Raw genomic sequence first — 17416 nt, forward strand, 5'->3', positions numbered from 1 at the left:
ATCGTCACTCTCCTTCCTCTCGCTTCATTTTCAATTTCTTAAATCCTCCTTCCAAATATCCGTGTGACATATCGTGCCGAACAAGAGCATCGTAGTAGGTGTCTATTGTCGTCGGCGCATTGTATATCGTAGTCAGCATATACTGACGGATATTTCTAATCTTTGTGGTGTTCTCCTTGAAGCAGTCCATAACATATCGAATGTGTTCGGCATTCAGTTTCATAAACCGACTGCGGACAATTTCTGCCGGACGCTCCTCTGCACCAATGCGAATCAACGGTCGCTTCGTGCAAACTGTTTCAACGATCAACTCCAGAATGTTATCCAGCATTTCGGAATCGTAAGGGTAATCCTTCTTCAACAAATCCATACTGAGCTGATCCGAGAAATAATCAAAGTATTCTTGATACCGGTCATTCTCGTCCATCATTCCACCATTTCCGGAAGGAAAGATAGAATCAGTATCACTAAATTCAGTATTTTTAATATCAGTATTATTACATTGTGATTTCGGAAGTTCTTGAGTTGTGATTTCCATTGTTCCAGAATTGTGATTTTCACAATTCAAGAGTTGTGAATCCACAGCAGAGATAAAGTTCTTCACATAGATCAGGTTGGGCTTTCCCAAACCCTGGCGCTTACGTTCAATCAATCCTGCTTTCTTCTCAAGTTCACTGAGCAGCTTGATAGCCTTTTGTTCAGCACAGTTCAGAGCCATCTTCGCTTCGTCGATTGTAAAAATGATATACACTCTACCGTTTTTATCTATCCAACCATTCTTGGCAGACAGGCTCATGCGGTCAAGCAAAATGCCATACAGCATCTTGGCATCGGCAGAAATATTCCAGAACCTCTCGTTCGTGAACAACACCTTCGGAACTCGATAGAATGTGAATAGATCGGATTGCTGACCGTAAAAATAATCAAAACTCACACGGCTTCACCACCTTCTTTCTGCGGAAAACTTTCTGTTGTCAGCGGAATGCTGCGGAAAGTCGTATCCGTCTTTTCGTAAGGACATCGGGCAAAATAGTAGAAGCGGTATTCCTGTTCATACACATCCATATCAACGAAGCCCCACTTCACGCATAACCTTCTTCGTACACCAACCAATGCACGGGTGATCTCGCCCATAGGGACAGCCATCACATTCCGACTTGGGTTTCGGCGGCAAAGAGATTAAGTAGTAGCAATTATTTCTACCCAGACGGCAGCCCTTTCTGCCATTCGTCCAGAAGTAGCAGTAATGACAGTCGCTCGGCTTGTCTGCGGTATAAACAGGCTTGCTCAAATAAAACACCTCCAATCTCTTGTATTTGCCCATGGGTTTGGGCATAAAAAAAGAGCGCCTATCCATCCCCAATGCGGGGCAAATAGACGCTCTATGTACATAACGATATTTAATTTTATCTGCTATAACTGCATGGTATTCAAAACATCCGCCTTTTTTGATTAGCTGGATTTTTGGCACGATTTTGGGGCTGATTAGCAGGAAGGGCATTTTCATTAGCAAGAACAGCCCGTTTTCTGCTAAAAATTAGCTGGCGATTTTGTCTTATAACAACCGTTCGATTCTGGAGGGGTTGTCAAAAATCAAATTTTGGAGTAGAATTTTATCTCATACAGTGAAAGAGCTTTTTCGTAGCTTTTTATATAAGAAAAGCCGAAAACCCTTGAAAACAAAGGCTTTCGGCGTTGTTCACTGGCGTCCATAAGAGGATTTGAACCTCCGACCCCACGCTTAGGAGGCGTGTGCTCTATCCAGCTGAGCTATATGGACGTGTCTGATATATGATTATAGCCCGATCAAAGTCGAACTGCAATCCCTTATTTAGTTTTTTTGAGGTGGCCGTTGTAACGCAACCTTAGGAGGCGAACGCTCTATCCTGCTGAGCTACAGAGACTTATATTAAATTGAGACTGGCAACGATCACTTTTCCCCGTAAGGCAGCTGGTAGAGCACAACCTTAGGAGGCTTGCGCTCTATCCATCTGAGCTACGGAGACGAATGCCCTATTATAATACAGCATTTTGCGGATAAAATCAAGTTGAACCGGAGGGCAAAATGGTGTATGCTATAGAGGAAATGAAAATAGCCGCGGCAGACTTTGCCGCGTGCGGAGGAACTTATGGAAAAGGCAAAAGGGAAAAAGCTGTTTTACCGCCCGGCGGGCAAGCGCAAGGGGATGTATACGCCTACGCAGATCATCTGTGTGAGCTTTGTCATCGTGATCGCGCTGGGCACCTTTCTGCTCAGCCTGCCTGTTGCCAGCAAGCACGGGCGGCTGGATGTACTGGATGCCATGTTCACCGCTACAAGCGCTACCTGCGTTACTGGTCTGATCGTGCGGGATACCTGGACCCAGTTCACCTACTTTGGGCAGGCGGTGATCCTGCTGCTCATTCAGGTGGGTGGTCTGGGGTTGGTCACCCTCACCAGCTTCTTCGCGCTGGCTATGCGGCGGCGTATGGGCTTCCGCGATCTGCGGCTGCTGGGAGAAAGCGTCTCAGCGGACGGATATGCGCAGGCCAAGGACGTGCTGAAGATCGTGGTGGGACTGGCTGGCCTGTTTGAAGGCATTGGCATTGTGCTGCTGCTGTTCGCCTTTGTGCCGCAGTTCGGGCTGGAAGGCATCTGGGTGAGCGTGTTCACGGCCATCTCGGCTTTCTGTAACGCGGGCTTTGATCTGTTTGGCCGGTTCGGCCAGTATTCCTCACTGGCACCCTATGTGAACAATTACTATGTTCAGGCCGTTGTGATGTTCATGATCATTTCCGGCGGTCTGGGCTTCATGGTATGGGTGGAGATCGGTCAATACCGCAAAAAGCACCGGCTTTCCCTGCAGGCCAAGGTGGTGCTGAGCTTCTCGGTGATCCTGTGGCTCGGCGGCGCGGCGCTCATCGCGCTGATGGAGTGGAACAATCCTGCCAGCATGGGCGGGCTCTCTGTGCCCGGCAAGCTGATGGCGGCACTGTTCCAGTCGGTGTCCACTCGTACTGCGGGCATGAATACCATCGACCTTGCGGCCTGCGGCCCCATCACCAAACTGCTGATGAGCGCGTTGCAGTTCATTGGTGCGGCACCCGGTTCCACCGGCGGCGGCGTGAAGGTGACTACGTTCGCTGTGATCATCCTGACGATCCGCAGCGTGGCTCAGGGCCGCGACGACTGTGTGATCGCAGAGCACCACATCGAGTCCAAGACGGTTTATCGTGCTTTGACCATTATCGTGCTCGGCGGGCTGGCGGCGGTTGGCTCGGCTGTGGTGGTGTTCTATAACACCTCGGACGCTGTGTCGGTCATTGACGCGATCTTTGAATCCTGTTCGGCCTTTGGTACGGTGGGCCTTTCGGTGGGCGTTACCAGCCAGCTGAACCGGGGTGCAAAGATCCTGTATATGCTGGTCATGTTCATGGGCCGTGTCGGCCCGGTGTCGCTGGCCATGAGCCTGACGGCAAAGCCGGACGACAACAAGCGGAAGATCATGCCGGTGGGGCATATCAACGTTGGTTAAACGATTTTGAATGCCCTCCTAGAGTTGCGGCTCCCAGCATCCACTTCATGCCTTGAACGGCATTCGTGTCTTGCTGGCCGCGGTCCCAACAACTCCTCCCTGCTTCTGCCGCAGGCAGCGGTCGTCGTCGTTGTACTCTGGGCATGTTCAGTGGAATTTGATTTTTATTTTTCGCATTTGTCGCAGCCCCGACGCTTGTCAGGGCGAATCCCTTCCATCTGCTAACGCAGATCGCTCGCCTGCTTGAAGGCCCCACTGGGGCTTTCATTGCTACGCAACCGCAGGGCTGCTCCAAATGCATTTTCACGAGTGGAGTCGTAGAGATAAGCGTCAGAGTATAACAAAAGTGGGTGCTATCCGAAAATAGCACCCACTTTTTTGTATATTGAAAAATAGAATTTACTCTGCGTACAGCTTGATGATGTTCAGCAAGATCTCGGTGCAGCGGTCCATGCGCTCAGCGGTGATGCACTCGCATACGCCGTGGAAATTGAAGCCGCCGGTGCCCAGATTGGGGCAGGGCAGGCCTTTCCAGCTCAGCATAGCACCGTCGGTGCCGCCGCGCACCGGAATTTCCTCCGGTTCCAGCCCGGCCATGCGGGTGGCCTTGCGGGCGGTCTCTACTAAGTGGAAATGCGGCTTGATTTTTTCCAGCATGTTGCGGTAGCTGTCCTTGATCTCCACGGTCACGGTGCCTTCGCCGTACTTTCCGTTCAAAAATTCGGCAATATCCAGCATGTTGTCCTTCTTGAACTGTAGCTTTGCGGCATCGTGGTCGCGCAGGATGTAGCCCAGCTTTGCGGTGGTCACATCGCCGTACATCTGGCACAGGTGGTAGAAGCCCTGCCGGCCCTCGGTAGTCTCCGGCCGGGCCGTGACGGGCAGAGCACCGTGGAACTCCATTGCTACGTTGGAAGCGTTGATCATGGTGTCCTTGGCGGTGCCCGGGTGCACCGAGAAGCCGCGGATGGTCACGGTGGCGGAAGCGGCGTTGAAGTTCTCGTACTCAATGGAACCGGCATCGCCGCCGTCCACCGTATAGGCAAAGTCGGCACCGAAGCCCGGAATATCGAACAGCTCTGCACCTTCGCCGATCTCTTCATCCGGAGTAAAGGCGATACACAGCTTGCCGTGGGGCAGGCCTTTTTCCTGAATGGTCTCAACAGCGGTCAAAATTTCGGCAATACCGGCCTTATCGTCGGCACCCAGCAGGGTGGTACCGTCTGAGGTGATGAGGGTCTCGCCCTTCATGGAAGTAAGGAAGGGGAACACAGAGGGCTTCATCACCATGCCGGTGGCGGGCAGAGTTACGTCGCCGCCGTTGTAGTTTTCCCACACAACGGGCTGCACATTCTCACCGCTGGCATCGTCGGCAGTGTCCATGTGGGCAATCAGGCCCAGAGCGTGTTGATCCTCACAGCCGGGCGTGGCAGGCAGGGTGCCATAGACGTAGCAGTGCTCGTCCACATGGGCATCCTCCATGCCAAGGGCCTTCATCTCATCCACCAGCTGGCGGGCAAGGTCAAACTCCCGTTCAGCGGAAGGGTGCGTACCGGAGTTTTCGTCCGAGGTGGTATGCACCCGGACATAATTCAAAAGCCGTTCATAAGCGCGCATAAGGCACACTCCTTTTATATTTCAGTGATGTATACTTCTCAGTTCCTTTATCATACCCTCTTTTCCGACAATTTACAACTGTTTTGCGCGCATTCATATGGAAAGATGAATCCTCATTTTTAAGGTGAACAAAATTCACGCAGTAAAATGCATCCATCTGTGCAGAACGTGCTACAATAGGTACAAAATAAGCTGGGAGGGAAGTTTTATGGCAACAAAAGTCTTTTTTTACACCCTGCGCCCCTACGATGAGCTGGGCATCGCGCAGCGGCTGGCACCGCAGCTGGACGTTGAGTTTGGCTCTACGCAGGAGTATCCAACGCTGGAAAACGCTGAACTGGCAAAGGGCTATGATGCCGTGTCGGTAACGCCTTGTGATATGAGCGCGCCCATGGTCAAGCGGTTTCACGAGCTGGGCGTAAAGTCCATCTGCTGCCGTTCCATCGGCTATGACCACGTAGACCGCGAGACGGCCCGGGAACTGGGCATGAAGGTGGCCAATGTGGACTACCCGCCAAACGGCGTTGCAAACTTTGCCATTATGCTCATGCTGATGAGCCTGCGCAAGGCAGGGCACATCCTCAAGCGCGGCGAAGCGCAGGACTACTCCCTGCAGGGAAAAATCGGCCGCGATATTTCCACCTGCACTGTGGGTGTGATCGGTACAGGCCGCATTGGCCGCACGGTGCTGCAGCATCTGTCCGGCTTTGGCTGCCGCCTGCTGGCCTACGACCTGTACCCCAACGACGAGGTAAAGAAGATCGCCGAGTATGTGCCGCTGGAGACCCTGCTGGCGGAAAGCGATGTCATCACTCTGCACACCAACGCTACGGAGGAGAATCACCATCTCATCGACACCAAAGCAATTGAGAGCATGAAGCCGGGCGTGACCATCATCAACACCGCCCGCGGCAAGCTGATCGACAGCGATGCACTGATCGCCGGGCTGGAAAGCGGCAAGATTGGCGCGGCGGGCCTGGACGTGCTGGAAAATGAGAACGGCCTGTACTATTATAATCGCATGGGCGATGTGATCCCGAACCCGGAGCTGGCGGCTCTGCGCAGCATGCCCAATGTGATCCTGACCGACCACACGGCTTTCTACACCCACGAGGATGTGGAGAGCATGGTGCGCGGTGTGCTGGAAAGCGCGGTTGCCTTTGAAAAAGGCCAGCCCACCCGGCATGATGTGACGGACCTTTGATTTGTCCGGCGGACGATTTTGAATGGCCACCGTTGCACTCTGGCCATCTTCAGCGGAAACAGTATTTCTGAATAGAGCAGATCCCGGCAGACTACGGTCTGCCGGGATCTGCATTTTCACGGGAGGAGGTGCAGCGGAAAACGGCATTCCGTTTGTTTGAAGCATCTGCCGGTTGGGACCCTTCCGGTGAAAAAGGGATTCCTGAAAATCCGCAGATTTTCAGGAATCCCCAATAAAAAATAATTATTCCGCTAAATATGCTCAGAGCAAAGCGGAGAGCATTCAAATGGTAATCAACCCAGACTGATGCCCATGCGGCGGGCGACGGTGAGCAGGTCGCAGTTCTCCGGCACGTTGCGGGTCTTGCCTGCAATGTCGGCCAGACGGTTCTGGGTGACATGGCGGTTCACCATGGCAACGGTCACGCCGTAGCGCTCGATCTCCACCAGCTTTGCCGCATAGCTGCCGAACTGGGTGGCCAGCACACGGTCGTAGGCGCTGGGGCTGCCGCCGCGCTGCATGTGGCCCGGGATGCACACACGGGTCTCCATGCCGGTTTTTTTCTGCACGGCCTGTGCAATGCGGTTGGTGGCGGTGGTGCCAAAGCCTGCCTCGGCGCGCTTTGCCATCCATTCCTTGCGCTTCATGCCGGCTTCCTCGCAGTTGATGGCACCCTCGGCCACAGCGATGATGGAGAAGTTGGAACCCTTCTTTGCGCGGCGTTCCACGGCAGAGCACACACGGTCGATATCATAGGGCTGTTCCGGCAGCAGAATAATATCTGCACCACCTGCAATGCCGGAATACAGCGTCAGCCAGCCTGCCTTGTTGCCCATGATCTCAATGCACATCACGCGGCTGTGGCTGCCTGCGGTGGTGTGGATGCGGTCGATCACATCGGTGGCAATGTCCACGGCGGTGTGGAAGCCGAAGGTTACGTCGGTACCATAGATATCGTTATCAATAGTCTTGGGCAGGCCGATGATGTTCAGACCCTCCTGCGAGAGCAGGTTTGCGGTTTTGTGGGTGCCATTGCCGCCCAGGCACAGCAGGCAGTCCAGCTTGGCTTCCTTGTAGGTCTTTTTCATGGCGGCAACTTTATCAATGTTGTCGTCCTCCACCACACGCATCATTTTAAAGGGGGTGCGCTTGGTGCCCAGAATGGTGCCGCCCAGCGTCAGGATGCCGCGGAAATCGTCCTCGCACATCTCCTTGTAGTCGCCGTTGATCAGGCCGCTGTATCCGTTCAGGATGCCAATGATCTCCACGTTATCGCCCATGCGGGCATACAGTGCTTTTGCTACGCCGCGGATGGTGGCGTTCAGACCCGGACAGTCGCCGCCGGAAGTCAGGATTCCAACACGTTTTTTCATTCAAAAGCCCTCTTTCATTTGGTATTCAGCGCCGCGCGTTCTGCCTTTCAAAGTCAGTCTGCCCGGAGATCTACCTGTTTATAGTATAAGATTATTCCGGATGGGGGCCGCTGTCAAGAGAAGCGCAGAAAATTTACACGCTTCCACGGTGCATTTCTGCGGACAGGAGAACAGCGGGAAAACTTTTGCAGAAAAAATAAAAAAATGGTTGACAAGCGCGGGCCTTTTGAGTATAATATCCCTTGTCAGCAGCGCACGGCGCAGCAGATAAACTGAATAATGGGGATTTGCATAGTGGTAGTGCGGTAGACTCTGACTCTACTTGTGGGAGTTCGATTCTCTCATCCCCAACCAAGAAAACCGCAGTCTCAACTGGCTGCGGTATTTTCGGGGCATAGCGCAGTTGGTAGCGCGCCTCGTTCGGGACGAGGAGGCCGTGGGTTCAAATCCCGCTGCTCCGACCAAAAAGAACCAGTACACATTCGTGTACTGGTTCTTTTTTGTTTCCGCGCGGGATTTGAACAGGGCGGCGGTGCGAAGCACCGCAAACAAAGCCATAGTATGGCTTTGTTTAGCCCGCGGGTCCCAACCGGTAGGAATGTCTAACAAGGTGCATGCTGCTAACACATTCGTGTACTGGTTCTTTTTTGTCTCCGCGCGGGATTTGAACAGGGCGACGGTGCGAAGCACCGCAAACAAAGCCATAGTATGGCTTTGTTTAGCCCGCGGGTCCCAACCGGTAGGAATGTCTAACAGGGTGCAAGCTGCTAGGAGCAGCGGGATCTGCAACCCGAAAAGTTTTGACTTGTGTTCTAAATATGATATACTGGAAAAGCAAAGCCATATTTGGCTGCAGAACGGACAAAAAAGCGAGGAAAAACAGAAACTATGCAGGAAACAAAAAAGAAAAAACGGGCGGTCGCGCTTTTTGTGATCGTTCTGATCTGCCTTTGCGGCTGGTGGGCTGTGCGGAAAGAGGGTTTCTTTCTGGATGAGATCTACTCCTACGGCCTTGCAAACAGCAGCTATGCGCCGTTTTTGAATTGGTATTATAATGGTGAGCATTCGTTTGATGGAAATCTCCCGGAAGCAGTTTTTGAACAACAGGATTTTGTGAATTATATTTCGGTTCAGAAAAATGATCGCTTCAACTATGCGTCGGTCTACTATAATCAGACGCAGGACATTCATCCGCCGCTGTTTTATTTTCTGTTGAATACAGTATGCTCGCTGTTCCCGGGCAGCTTTACAAAATGGACGGGTCTGGGGATGAATTTTGTGCTGCTGGGCGGCACGCTGGCAGCGCTGTATGCGCTGGGCATGGAGCTGTTTGCAGACTGGAAAAAAGCATTGTTCGTCTGTGCATTGTATGCGTTCAACCGTGAAATGATCTCAAATGTGACGATGGTGCGCATGTATATGCTCATGACCTTGCTGACGATCCTGCTTGCGCTGCTGGTGGCAAAGTCTCTTCGCAGGCCGTCTGTGCCCAAATATCTTCTGATCGGTGTAACCATCTATCTTGGCATGATGACCCAGTATTTCTTTGTGGTCTATGCCTTCCTGCTGTGCGCAGCATATGACCTTTACCTGATGTTCCGGCGCGAATGGAAAAATGCTGCTGCATTTTCGCTTCCGGCACTTGCGGGTGTTGGCGGAATGCTGCTCACCTTTCCGTGCTGGTATGCACAGCTGCACTCGCAGAATACGAACTCACTGGATGCTACAACGCGCAATCTTTTTGATCTGGCGCAGTACCCCAAAGGCCCGCTGGAGCTGATCGGCTGGAGCATCGTCGGCTTTGCTGTAGGCGCAGGCATTATGGCCGTGCTGATCCTGACGAAGCTGGGGCAGCGCTGGCTGCCGGGCAAGTTGCGCGGCACAACGCTGATCCCCGGGGATGTCAAGCTGATCACGGTCCCGGCGCTTGCTGCATTTCTGGTTATCGCGGTGATCTCGCCGTATAAGTCGCTGCGGTATGTGTACCATCTGCAGCCGCTGGAAGCGTTGTTTTGTGGCTGCGGCCTTTTCTCCATTCTGGATACGCTGCGTGCAGGCACCAGAAAGCGCATTCTGCAGATCGTGTGCCTTGCAATGGTCGTGCTTGCATTTGTGATCGAGCCGGAGCGCATGTACAGCGGTACTTATAAGATAGACAAAGAACTGGAACAATACAGTCAGGCCGCCTGCGTGGATATTACCGGGGACCTTGGCAGTTTCACTTCCGGCGTGCAGGAGCTTCTCAAATTTCAGGAGGTCTGTGTGGTGCCGGACGATTCCAGTGAGCTGCTGGTGCAGTATAACACCGGCGAAAATGATACGCTGGTGCTGTTCATTGGAGGCCGGGGGCTGTGGCAGTTCGTGACGGCAGAACAGGTGGAGCAGATCACGGCCCAGAACATGGAAACTGCGTGGAACGTTGCCCGACAGGGCGGCTATGAGGATGTTTCGCTGCTGGCAACGCAGGAGTTTGAACAGATCTTTGTTTTGAAAAAGTGAACGCTTTGCGGCACAGCAGAAGGAAAAACTGCCTTTTTTGCGCGTGCTATATCGTTTTAAGGTAAAGTGTGCTAGAATAGTACTATCAACGATTCAGGAGGGTATCCCATGCTCAAACGACTGCGCAAAGCGCACCCGATCTTATTCTGTGTTCTGGCAGAAGTGGTCTTTCTGGCAAGCCTGTTCGTAACAGATCTTGTCTTTACCATTGCATTGGTTCTTTTTCGGGCGGATTTTGCGTCCATTGATACATACCTCTACAGCACTCTGCAGGAGCTGGTGGGGGCCATGGTGGCAGTGCTGTTTCTGGTACGGACAGACCGTGCTGGGCTGCTGCGCCGCCGCGGCAGCGGCTTTTTCAATGGCCTGCTGGTGGGCATGTACCCGCTGGTGTTCATTGGCTACAATGCCTTTGGTTCGCTGGTGCTGGGCCGGCCGGAGAACGGCGTGCTGCAGCCTGCGGCACGCATCTGCACCTTCCTTGTCAGCATGGCCATGGTGGGTGTGGCCGAGGAATTCATCTTCCGCGGTGTCATTGCCCAGACCCTGCTGGAGCACTTTGGCACCAGCCGCGCCGGTGTGTGGAAGGCCTGCCTTTTGTCCGGTGTGCTGTTTGGTGCGGCGCACCTGACCAATATCCTCAGTTCGGCACCCTTCGGTGTGCTGATGCAGTGCGTGTTTGCAGCATCGCTGGGCACTCTTTTTGCGGCGATCTACTTCCGCACCGGCAATTTGTGGGTGACGGTATTCCTGCACGGTGCCATGGATATTTCGTCCATGCTCATCGGTGGGCTGTACGGCACCACTACCGTGGCCGATGCGGTAAGCGGCTACGATGCATCCATGCTGCTTTCGGTGCTGCTGTATCTGATCCCCACCGCAGTTCTGCTGCGCAAAAAGAAGCTGCCGGAGGTACAGCTGTACTGGCACCAGTACGTAAAAAAATAAAGGCAGGATGCAAAAAATATCCTTGCATTTTGCACAGGGTTCTGGTATACTGTATCTGTTACCGTGGTACGGGGTTGGGAGTATGCCCGCTTTTTGGGAATGCCGTTTCCCGCCGCTGTTCCATTGGCACATAAAATTTTATAAAGAGGTATGTAACTATGAACAAGCAGGAAGTTATGGCCAAAGTCGCTCTGACCGAGAAGGACACTGGCTCTCCCGAAGTGCAGGTCGCTCTGCTGACCGCTCACATCAACGAGCTGAACGAGCACCTGAAGAAGAACCCGAACGATCACCACAGCCGCCGCGGCCTGATGAAGATGGTTGGCCGCCGCCGCAATCTGCTGGCTTATCTCCAGAAGAAGGACATCGAGCGTTACCGTGCTCTGATCGCAACTCTGGGTCTGCGTAAGTAATTTAAACAGAGGGCAGGTACCGCAAAGGTGCCTGCCTTTTGCTTTTATGTACAAAATGGCGGCGGCAGCGTATTGCAGCAGTAAATCGAACGCCTGTGCCCCGGGTACGGACGCTGGATTTATTGCTATGATGCGCGCGCCACGGCCTTTTGGATAGAAAAAATCCGGAAAAACAAGGAGGCAAAAACAATGGCAATTGAATTTGGTTCCCGCAGAGAGACCTTTGAGAATTTCAAGGTCTACGAAACCATGCTGGCAGGCCGCCCGTTCAAGGTCGAGATGGGCAAGATGTGCGGCCTGTCCAACGCCAGCGCCATGATCCGCTACGGCGAGACCTGCGTTCTGTGCAATGTGGTCATGAGCCCCAAGCCCCGCGAAGGCGTGGATTTCTTCCCCTGAACGTGGAGTATGAGGAAAAGCTCTACGCCGCAGGCCGCATCCCCGGCAGCTTTATGCGCCGTGAGGGCCGCCCCGGTGAGCGCGCCATCCTGACCAGCCGCGTGGTGGACCGCCCCATGCGCCCGCTGTTCCCCAAGGAAATGCGCAACGACGTGTGCATCACCATGACCGTCATGAGTCTGGACCCCGACTGCAGCCCTGAGATCGCCGGTATGATCGGTGCTTCTCTGGTCACTGCCGTGTCCGACATCCCGTGGAACGGCCCCATCGGCGGCGTGCAGGTGGGTCTGGTGGACGGCGAGATCGTGCTGAACCCCACGCAGGAACAGCGCAAGGTGAGCGACCTTGCCCTGACCGTTGCCGCCACCATGGATAAGATCGTCATGATCGAGGCCGGTGCCAACGAGGTGGACGAGGACACCATGCTGAACGCCATCAAGGCCGCTCACGTGGAGATCAAAAAGACCATTGAGTTCATCAACCGCATCGTGGCCGAGCGCGGTAAGCCGAAGATCGATTTTCAGGTGGTGGGTCTGGATATGGACGTGTTCCACGCCATCCAGAACAAGTATCTGGACGACTTCAAGGCCGCTATGGACACCGACGACAAGAATGTGCGCGATGCCGCTCTGCTGCCCATCATGGACAAGATCGCCGAGGAGTACCCCGACCTGACCGCTGCAGACCTTGATCTGGTCAGCTACAAGATGCAGAAGTTCGTGGTGCGCCGCTGGCTGCTGGACGAGGGCAAGCGCGTGGACGGCCGCGGCATCAACGAGATCCGCCCGCTGGCTGCCGAAGTGGGCATCCTGCCCCGCGTGCACGGCTCCGGCATGTTCACCCGCGGCCAGACGCAGGTGCTCACCACCTGCACTCTGGGCGGCACCAAGGACAACCAGCTTATGGACGACCTGACCGACGAGCAGACCAAGCGCTATATCCATCACTACAACTTCCCGCCGTACTCTGTGGGCGAGGCCCGCGCACCGCGCAGCCCCGGCCGCCGCGAGATCGGCCATGGCGCACTGGCAGAGCGTGCTCTGGTGCCCGTGCTGCCCTCTCTGGAAGAGTTCCCCTACACCATCCGCTGCGTGTCTGAGGTGCTCTCCTCCAACGGTTCCACCTCTCAGGCATCCATCTGCGGCTCTACGCTGGCCCTGATGGATGCAGGCGTGCCCATCAAGGCACCCGTTGCCGGCATTTCCTGTGGTCTGATCACCGAGGGCGACCGCTGGATGACCATGCTGGACATTCAGGGCGTGGAGGACTTCCACGGCGATATGGACTTCAAGGTGGGCGGCACCCGCAAGGGCATCACTGCCATCCAGATGGACATCAAGATCGATGGCCTGACCTACGACATCATTGCCGAGGCTTTCGAGAAGTGCCGCAAGGGCCGCCTGTATATTCTGGACGAGATCATCAAGCCGGTGATCGCAGAGCCTCGCCATGAACTGAGCCGCTACGCACCCAAGATGTTCAGCATGATGATCCCCACCGATAAGATCAAGGATGTCATCGGCAAGGGCGGCAAGGTCATTCAGGACATCTGCGCTACCTGCAACTGCAAGATCGACGTGCAGGAGGACGGCCATGTGTTCGTCTCTGCTGTGGATCAGGAGGACGCAAAGCGCGCCATCTTTACCATCAAGACCATTGTGGAGGACCCCGAGATCGGTGCCATCTACAAGGGCAAAGTGACCCGCCTGATGAACTTTGGTGCCTTCGTTGAGATCGCACCGGGCAAGGAAGGTCTGGTGCACATCTCCAAGCTGGACACCAAGCGTGTGGAGCGCGTGGAGGATGTGGTGGCCGTGGGTGATGCCATCGTGGTCAAGGTGACCGACATCGACCAGCAGGGCCGCATCAACCTGAGCCGCCGCGATGCCATTCTGGCGCTGGAAGCCAAGCGCGCCGAGCAGCAGGCACAGCAGCAGTAAACCCTGACTGCATAAAAGAAACCGAAAAAGAGGACCCGATGCAGATGCATCGGGTCCTCTTTGTTGTATCAGAATAAAATTATACTGCGCGGTATTTGCGATCCAGCGCCCAGCCGAATGCAAACAGCACCACACCGCTGACAGCCAGCACCGGCACGGGCCAGTTCAGCTGACCGGTCTGCGGCAGACCGCTCATTGCCGGGTTATCCGGGTGGCCCGGCAGAACGGGGCTGTCTGGATTACCGGGTGCTGCCGGATGATCCGGGTGGCCCGGAGCCACGGGATTGTCCGGATTACCGGGAGGACCGGATTACCGGGAAAGACCGGGTTATCCGGGTTGTCCGGCGGGGTAGGCGTATCAGGATAATCGGGCGTAGGCGGGGTAGGGGGCGTAGGCGGCGTGTCCGGCTTGGTGGGGGTGTAAGCACCCACCTTGGGGCTGGCATCTACCGCATAATTCCACTTGCCATCCTCCGCCATGGGCAGAGAGACAAGGAACGGATTGATCGGCTCATAGCCCTTGGAAGCCTCGGTCTGCACGATCAGATACAGGCCAAGCTCCAGACCACAGAAGGTCACGTTGCCGTCCGCATCAATGGTCTTTGTGGTGCCCTCGGCGCTTTGGGGCAGATACTCCTGCAGCTGGGCCGCAAGGGTGCTGTCGGTCAAATCACCCAGCGCAATGCCGCAGCCGTAGAAATCGCCGCAGTATTCGTAGCTCAGGTTGCCGTTTTGGCGCTTTACCTCGGCCACACGGTACAAAGTGAGCTTGCCGCCGCTCAGCGCCTTATCGTTGGCGCTGTCGTACAGCGTAACGCAGATGGTGCCGGTAGTGGGATTGCCGCTGCTGTCCACCAGCTTGATGTTTGCGCTGGTGGCAAGGGCAGGCAGCGCACTTGTTACCAGAAGGCACAGCACCAAAAGCAGGGCCGCAGCGTGCTTTTTGAGATCAGTGCGTTTCATGTTTTTCACCTCTTGTAGATTTGCGTTTGCGGTTGGAGAACAGCAGCCAGAGCAGCAGCACCAGCAGCAGGGGCAGTGCCATGATGGGAGCTGTGATGATCGGTTCGATCTTGATGGCATCGGCTGTTACACGGATGTGCTTGAGCTTGTCCGGCGTTTCGATGCGGCGTCCCCGCACCAGAAGGCGGTGGGAGTTGATGCCGTAGGGGGTGCAGGTCATCAGGGTGACGTAGTCCTTGCCGTCCACCACCTTGAGGTTGTCCGTCTCGGTGGGCAGTACAATGGAGATCTGGTCCACCTCGTAGGTCAGCACCCGGTCCAGCACCGTGATGGTGAAGGTGTCGCCCACTTCCAGCTGGTCCAGATTGGTGAACAGCTTGGCGCTGGGCAGGCCGCGGTGGGCCGAAATGACCGCGTGGGTGCTGCCGCCGCCCACCGGCAGGCTGGTGCCCTCCAAGTGGCCTGCGGCGATCTGCAGCACGCCATCGCTGGTGCCGTGGTAGATGGGCAGTTCCACACCGATCTTTTCAATGGTGATGTAGCCCATAATGCCGGTGCCGGTCACATCCAGCGTGCTTTCGTAGGTGGGAAAGCGCTGCGGGAAATACAAAGCGTCCGGGTCGGCGGCGATCTGCGCATTGAACGCATCTGCCGCCTCGAAATAGGCGCTGTAGTCGGCATCGGTCAGATTGTCCACATCCTCGGCATAGGTGGCCACAGCACGGGACTGATGCAGCTGGTTGACGTAATCGCTGAGGGTGGGGTATAACATCACGGATAGACCCACGAAAAAGACGAGGATCAGGATGATGGTGCTTTTGTTCTTTTTCATGGGCTACTCCCTAATGTTATAAGGATAGGAGCGGGGGCCTTGCGGCCCCTTTGCTCCGGGTTCTTGGGGGAAATGGAGCTTACTTGTTCTCCATGCGCTTCTTGGTGACCAGCAGAACGATGGCCGCAACCATTAGGCCGCCGCCGACCACATAGAACAGGGTAGTGCCGATGCCGCCGGTGGAGGGCAGGGTAATGCCGCCGGCTTTGTTGTTGATGATGGTGGTAGACAGGGTGGAACCGTTCAGATCAACCTGATTTCCTTTGTGGTTTGCCTTGATGATCACAGGGGGTACATCGCAGGGATTGTAATCGGCAGGAGTTTTGGTCTCCTTCAGGTAGTAGGTGCCAGCGTCCAGACCTTTAACGTTGAACGTGCCATCCTCGGCAGACTTCATTTCAACAGCCTGTTTATTGGATGCGTTTTTGATGGGGTAGTAGAATTCGCCGTCTTGGTAGAGCTCCACTTCATTCTTATAATCCGCATCGCTGTACAGACGGAAGCCAACGTCCTTCAACTCGTTGCCCTTTTCAGCTGTATCGTGATACTTGGTGTTGTTCAGCTGGTAGGTGTACACATAGACTTCGCTTTCGGGAGTGTAGTTGGGAGTGTAGCCCCAGTATTCGCCGTCGGGTCTGGGGTTATTAGAGTACTGGAGCCGTACGCTGTTTTTGTTCTCGGCAGAGCCATTGACAGCGGCATTTTCGTTCAGGTGTGCAGTGTAGGTGACCGTAATAGTAGCGCCGTCATTCAAATCAAACTCTGCGTCTTTGGCACAGGCCTTAACATCAGGAATTTTTACCACAAGATAGTTTTGACTTTCAAGACCGATAGTATACTTCGAAGAATCGTTGGGGATAACATAGGTCTTGCCATTGGATTTAATGACTACACTATCGGGTCTGTCATAAGTAATGCCATCGGACAGGGTATCATGAAAGATAACCGAGTACTTATCATAGTAATCGTAAGCATGGCCATTGTTTTCGCTTTCGGGCAACTTAGCAATCAGCCTGAACTTGAACTCTTCGTTGATTGCATGGTCAGCGGAACTGCCCCAACCGTTATTGTCACCAGAAGAGCTTCCATCGTCGTTGTCGTAGACTTCCTTCTTAACAGTGGGCTTTACAACCTTAGGCGTAATTTGAACGTGATAGTTTGCTTTGTTAACCTTCAGCAGGAAGGAATTGTAGGCATGATAGGAATCGTTATTAGCGTCACTGCTAAAGGAGGAAGTATCAACGATCAGATAATAACCTGCCTCTTCAAGTTTGAAGCCATTGGTGTGACCACCTTGAAGGACGGGTGTCGAGTCTCCATCCGAGTAGACATAGTTGCATACACAACGCGCAAAAGCGATGCTGTTATTATCGGAATCACTCCATTGGCTGATAACCGCAGCAGCTTCCTGAGGAGTGAAACTAGTTTCAAACTTATCGCCGATGGTAAGATCTTCCGTCAACTGCGCCAGAAACTCGTTAGGATGAGCGATGCTGCTGCCCCACCCAACGTTGGAAATCTTAAAGCCATCAGTATCATTACCCGTAACATCACCCTTGAAGATCTGGAAAGCGTCGTAACAGTGGTTTTTGCCGAGGTCCTCCTCAGTGTCATCTGCAAACGCCGGGATCGCCATGGCGCACACCATGGCAACTGCCAGCAGTGCGGCCAGCAGCTTTTTGATTGTTTTCTTCATCATGATTTGCGAAAATC

At 54.3% G+C, this 17416-nt stretch carries 12 protein-coding genes, 3 tRNA genes and 1 pseudogene; 8 read left to right on the forward strand and 8 right to left on the reverse strand.

Annotated elements, in window-relative coordinates; genetic code table 11:
* Positions 1 to 4: 4 nt before the first annotated feature.
* The 3 genes from PXT33_RS04690 to PXT33_RS04700 form a co-directional block, all read right to left on the reverse strand.
* Positions 5 to 934 carry a DUF6017 domain-containing protein gene (locus PXT33_RS04690; RefSeq protein ID WP_002304312.1) on the reverse strand — a complete coding sequence of 310 codons (930 nt, stop codon included), beginning with the start codon at positions 932 to 934 and terminating at the stop codon, positions 5 to 7.
* Complete coding sequence (locus tag PXT33_RS04695) at positions 931 to 1134, reverse strand: hypothetical protein (RefSeq protein WP_223385014.1); 204 nt, start codon at positions 1132 to 1134, stop codon at positions 931 to 933. Before PXT33_RS04695 ends, PXT33_RS04690 begins: the two co-directional genes overlap by 4 nt.
* A 569-nt stretch (positions 1135 to 1703) precedes the next feature.
* Positions 1704 to 1780: transfer RNA gene (locus PXT33_RS04700), tRNA-Arg, on the reverse strand.
* 349 nt (positions 1781 to 2129) lie between these two features.
* Here PXT33_RS04700 and PXT33_RS04705 point away from each other — a divergent pair.
* Entirely contained in the window at positions 2130 to 3515 is a 1386-nt protein-coding gene (locus tag PXT33_RS04705) for a potassium transporter TrkG (protein ID WP_332376009.1), read from the forward strand.
* A gap of 399 nt (positions 3516 to 3914) precedes the next feature.
* Here PXT33_RS04705 and pepT read toward each other — a convergent pair whose 3' ends face one another.
* On the reverse strand, positions 3915 to 5132 hold the full coding sequence (pepT, locus tag PXT33_RS04710; protein WP_332376010.1) for a peptidase T: 1218 nt from the start codon (positions 5130 to 5132) through the stop codon (positions 3915 to 3917).
* Positions 5133 to 5340: 208 nt separating this feature from the next.
* Here pepT and PXT33_RS04715 point away from each other — a divergent pair, with 208 nt between their 5' ends.
* Positions 5341 to 6336: a D-isomer specific 2-hydroxyacid dehydrogenase family protein gene (locus tag PXT33_RS04715; protein ID WP_097773899.1), complete on the forward strand. Its 996-nt coding sequence runs from the start codon at positions 5341 to 5343 to the stop codon at positions 6334 to 6336.
* Positions 6337 to 6629: 293 nt separating this feature from the next.
* Here the strand turns inward: PXT33_RS04715 and PXT33_RS04720 are convergent, their stop codons facing one another.
* A complete protein-coding gene (locus PXT33_RS04720) occupies positions 6630 to 7709 on the reverse strand; it encodes a 6-phosphofructokinase (protein WP_291016835.1) in 1080 nt (359 codons plus the stop codon).
* Positions 7710 to 7989: 280 nt separating this feature from the next.
* On the opposite strand from PXT33_RS04720, the gene PXT33_RS04725 reads away from it, so the two are divergent.
* From PXT33_RS04725 to PXT33_RS04750, 6 genes and pseudogenes are all read left to right on the forward strand, one after another.
* A tRNA-Gln gene (locus tag PXT33_RS04725) sits at positions 7990 to 8063 on the forward strand.
* Positions 8064 to 8097: 34 nt separating this feature from the next.
* A tRNA-Pro gene (locus PXT33_RS04730) sits at positions 8098 to 8173 on the forward strand.
* A 424-nt stretch (positions 8174 to 8597) separates the two neighbouring features.
* Complete coding sequence (locus PXT33_RS04735; RefSeq protein WP_332376011.1) at positions 8598 to 10208, forward strand: glycosyltransferase family 39 protein; 1611 nt, start codon at positions 8598 to 8600, stop codon at positions 10206 to 10208.
* A 108-nt stretch (positions 10209 to 10316) separates the two neighbouring features.
* The gene (locus PXT33_RS04740) at positions 10317 to 11156 is read left to right on the forward strand and encodes a CPBP family intramembrane glutamic endopeptidase (protein WP_005945318.1); all 840 of its coding nucleotides are present in this window, start codon (positions 10317 to 10319) and stop codon (positions 11154 to 11156) included.
* Positions 11157 to 11314: 158 nt separating this feature from the next.
* Positions 11315 to 11569 (forward strand): 30S ribosomal protein S15, encoded by a 255-nt coding sequence (gene rpsO / locus PXT33_RS04745; RefSeq protein ID WP_005933138.1) that lies wholly within the window; start codon positions 11315 to 11317, stop codon positions 11567 to 11569.
* A 189-nt stretch (positions 11570 to 11758) separates the two neighbouring features.
* Positions 11759 to 13908 (forward strand): annotated as a pseudogene (locus tag PXT33_RS04750) (polyribonucleotide nucleotidyltransferase).
* 192 nt (positions 13909 to 14100) lie between these two features.
* Here the strand turns inward: PXT33_RS04750 and PXT33_RS04755 are convergent.
* From PXT33_RS04755 to PXT33_RS04765, 3 genes are all read right to left on the reverse strand, one after another.
* Complete coding sequence (locus tag PXT33_RS04755) at positions 14101 to 14871, reverse strand: SpaA isopeptide-forming pilin-related protein (RefSeq protein ID WP_347070486.1); 771 nt, start codon at positions 14869 to 14871, stop codon at positions 14101 to 14103.
* Positions 14858 to 15703: a class C sortase gene (locus PXT33_RS04760; RefSeq protein ID WP_097780842.1), complete on the reverse strand. Its 846-nt coding sequence runs from the start codon at positions 15701 to 15703 to the stop codon at positions 14858 to 14860. The genes PXT33_RS04755 and PXT33_RS04760 overlap by 14 nt, the downstream gene beginning before the upstream one ends.
* A 79-nt stretch (positions 15704 to 15782) precedes the next feature.
* On the reverse strand, positions 15783 to 17402 hold the full coding sequence (locus tag PXT33_RS04765; RefSeq protein WP_347070487.1) for an isopeptide-forming domain-containing fimbrial protein: 1620 nt from the start codon (positions 17400 to 17402) through the stop codon (positions 15783 to 15785).
* Positions 17403 to 17416: the final 14 nt, after the last annotated feature.

It is taken from the genome of Faecalibacterium taiwanense, assembly GCF_036632915.2.
Classification (GTDB): Bacteria; Bacillota; Clostridia; order Oscillospirales; family Ruminococcaceae; genus Faecalibacterium; species Faecalibacterium taiwanense.